Source organism: Vibrio sp. 10N.247.310.98 (genome assembly GCF_041467395.1).
In the GTDB taxonomy this organism is placed as follows: domain Bacteria; phylum Pseudomonadota; class Gammaproteobacteria; order Enterobacterales; family Vibrionaceae; genus Vibrio; species Vibrio crassostreae_C.
Genome location: NZ_JBFSUL010000106.1, coordinates 1 through 3,631, shown reverse-complemented (window position 1 = coordinate 3,631; position 3,631 = coordinate 1). Strand labels below are relative to the sequence as shown.

General features: G+C 44.7%; 2 protein-coding genes. One reads left to right on the top strand and one right to left on the bottom strand.

Annotated elements, in window-relative coordinates; translation table 11 throughout:
• Positions 1 to 198: 198 nt before the first annotated feature.
• Complete coding sequence (locus AB6E78_RS22715) at positions 199 to 1,881, top strand: aspartate:alanine antiporter (protein WP_372058521.1); 1,683 nt, start codon at positions 199 to 201, stop codon at positions 1,879 to 1,881.
• A 306-nt stretch (positions 1,882 to 2,187) separates the two neighbouring features.
• On the opposite strand, the gene fabV is transcribed toward AB6E78_RS22715, so the two are convergent.
• Positions 2,188 to 3,390, bottom strand: a complete 1,203-nt coding sequence (gene fabV / locus AB6E78_RS22710) for an enoyl-ACP reductase FabV (RefSeq protein ID WP_372134256.1) — start codon at positions 3,388 to 3,390, stop codon at positions 2,188 to 2,190.
• Positions 3,391 to 3,631: the final 241 nt, after the last annotated feature.

The window sequence follows — 3,631 nt, the reverse complement described above, 5'->3', positions numbered from 1 at the left end:
CTTCTTGAAGATAAAAGCGGCTTTCCCCGGAAAGCCGCGATGAACCTTTTTTATGACCAGTTTTCATACGGAATAAGAATAAGAATAAGGTCAAAATCAAGTAAATTAACAAAATATTGCTTATAATTTATTTATATTTAGATACAATTCACCTCTCAAACTTACCCTGTGTTCCACGCCAATTATTGAGCGACCACCGTGAATATCGACGTTGTTTTTCTGTTAGAACAAAACCCCATTCTCCTCATCTTTGTTGTTTTATCGATTGGATTAGCCATTGGTAAAATTCGTTTCGGTAGCCTCCAACTTGGTAATTCAATCGGTGTTTTGATTACTTCCCTTATCATGGGACATCTTGGCTTTTCTTTTAACGCAGATGCGCTCACCATTGGTTTCATGCTGTTCATCTACTGTGTTGGCATTGAAGCTGGACCAAACTTCTTCGGTATCTTCTTCAGAGACGGTAAGCACTACCTCATTCTGAGCCTTGTGGTACTTTCTACCGCAATTGCCCTAACCTATTTCAGTAGTCATTACCTTGGCCTAGGCTTTGGTTTATCTGCAGGCATGATGGCAGGTGCCTTAACAGCAACGCCGATATTGGTAGGTGCTCAAGATGCTCTGAATTCTGGGCTTGCAGAATTACCAAGAAACATGGACTTGAGCCTGATTATCGAAAACCTTTCAGTCGGTTACGCGATGGCTTACTTGGTTGGCTTAATCAGTATGATTATGTTTGCTCGCTTGATTCCAAAACTTCAAAAAGTGAACCTACACGACTCGGCAGAGCAAATCGCCCAAGAACGTGGGTTAGGCGCTTCAGGTCAGCGTAAGGTTTACTTGCCCATTATTCGTGCTTATCGAGTGGGACCAGAGCTCATCTCTTGGACTGACGGTAAGAATCTGCGTGAACTGGGCATCTATCGCCAAACAGGCTGTTACATCGAGCGTATTCGACGTAATGGTATTCTTGCCCATCCAGATGGTGATGCAATTCTGCAAGAAGGCGATGAGATCGCATTGGTTGGTTTCCCAGATAGCCACGCTCGTCTAGACCCAAGCTTCCGTAACGGTAAAGAAGTTTTCGACCGTAACCTTCTCGATCTACGTATCGTGGAAGAAGAGATTGTCGTTAAAAGTGACAGCATCGCAGGTAAGCGCCTGTCAGACTTAAACCTGTCTGAATACGGTTGTTTCCTTAACCGCGTAGTACGTGCTCAAATTGAAATGCCGATGGACTTAAACATCGTGCTTTCTAAAGGCGATGTCCTGCAGGTCAGTGGTGAAAAGAGTCGCGTTCACGGTCTAGCTGAGAAAATTGGTTTCATCTCGATCCACAGCCAAATGGCGGATTTGATGGCCTTCTGTAGCTTCTTCATTCTGGGCATTTTGTTTGGTTTGATCACCATGACATTCGGTCAGGTTTCATTTGGCTTAGGTAATGCGGTTGGCCTACTTCTATCGGGCATCATGCTTGGCTTCTTACGAGCGAACCACCCTACCTTTGGTTACGTGCCTCAAGGGGCGTTAAACATGGTCAAAGACCTAGGTTTGATGTTCTTTATGGTCGGTATCGGCTTGAGCGCCGGTGGTAAGATGTTTGAACACTTAACGCAAGTAGGCCCTCAGGTCATCGGTATTGCTCTAGTAGTGAGTGTGCTACCGGTATTCTTCGCTTACTTGGTGGGTGCTTACGTATTGAAGATGAACCGAGCTCTACTATTTGGAGCCATCATTGGCGCGCGAACCTGTGCTCCGGCGATGGACATCGTAAATGACCACGCTCGCTCAACTATCCCTGCACTGGGTTACGCGGGTACGTACGCGATTGCCAATATATTGATGACCTTAGCAGGTACTTTCATCATCATAATTAGCTAGCGTCTACTGCTTTAAAAGCAGCCAAGCTTAGATATTTCAAATGCACTAATTCACTTTGGGTTAGTGCATTTTTTATAACCTGTTTTAAGCGGTTCAAGCCTTCTTCCCCACTCCTGCTCTTAACTCTCTTCATCCCTTATTTCTACTCTTGTCCCCCTTCGAATCGCGGTAGCCGTATCCGCTCTTAAATCTCTTCGCATCCCGCCACTCGAATCCCATATCTGCTCTTAATCTCTTGAACCAAATAGCAGACAAAAAAATAGGCGCTCAATGAGCGCCTATTTCGTTTAGATTCGATAACTTGAATTAGATGTCAGCTACATCAAATTCAACAGCTGGGTTAACGTCAGCTTCGTAATCAACACCTTCAACACCGAAACCAAATAGCTTCAAGAACTCTTCTTTGTACTCTACGTAGTCAGTCAGTTCTTTTAGGTTCTCAGTTGTGATTTGAGGCCATAGGTTACGACAGTGATCTTGAATGTCTTCGCGAAGCTCAAGGTCATCTAGACGTAGACGGTTCACTTCATCCACTTCTGGCGCGCTGCCGTCTTCTTTGTATAGACGTTGGCTGAACATACGGAAGATCTGTTCCATACAACCTTCGTGAATACCTTCTTCACGCATCTTCTTGAACACCATAGCGATGTAAAGAGGCATTACAGGGATTGCAGAACTTGCTTGAGTCACTACAGACTTAAGAACAGCAACGTTTGCAGTACCGCCAGTTTGGCCTAGCTTCTCGTTCAGCGCTGTCGCTGCACGGTCTAGATCCATCTTAGCTTTACCTAGTGCGCCATCCCAGTAGATTGGCCACGTTAGTTCAGTACCGATGTAGCTGTAAGCAACCGTCTTACAACCGTCCGCTAGAACACCAGCTTCAGAAAGAGCATTGATCCAAAGTTCCCAATCTTCACCGCCCATTACAGTAACAGTGTCTTTGATCTCTTCTTCAGCTGCAGGCTCTACGCTTGCTTCGATGATTGTGTCTTTGTTCGTATCAACCGCAGTTGACGTGTACGTTTCACCGATAGGCTTTAGAGATGAACGAATTACTTCGCCAGTCTCTGGCATTTTACGCACTGGAGACGCCAGTGAGTATACAACCATATCGATTTGGCCTAGATCTTCTTTGATCAGGTCAATTGTTTTCTGTTTCGCCTCGTTAGAGAAAGCATCGCCGTTCAGGCTTTTTGAATATAGGCCTTCTTCTTTAGCGAACTTGTCGAACGCTGCTGAGTTGTAGAAACCAGCTGTGCCAGGCTTTTTCTCAGTACCGGCTTTCTCAAAGAAAACACCGATAGTTGAAGCGCCGCCACCAAATGCAGCCGCAATACGTGAAGACAAGCCGTAGCCACTTGAAGAGCCAACAACTAGTACACGTTTAGGTGCGTTTGCGATTGGGCCTTGAGCTTTTGTGTAAGCAATTTGTTCTTTTACATTAGCTTCACAACCGACTGGATGTGTTGTAGTACAGATGAATCCGCGAATTCGAGGTTTGATGATCATATTCAACTTCCTTAAAAAATCAGGTTAAGGATAAAAGTTTCGTACGCAAATGGCATCTAATTTCTGTAAAAATGTGGCGAAAATGCAAGTGGTTGGAGCACTCAGTGAATATTTGCTGACTAAGTCACCATTTGTTAACGCCTCTATTGCAACTTCTACGACAAAAACAAAAAAAGGCACCTAATAAGGCTGTCTCTTGATCACAAGTCTGGTTAATCAAGAGACTTGGCGAGTTCATACC

Excerpts from the sequence above, each read along its gene's own strand:
- fabV (WP_372134256.1), bottom strand. The coding sequence starts at position 3,390 with ATGATCATCAAACCTCGAATTCGCGGATTCATCTGTACTACAACACAT.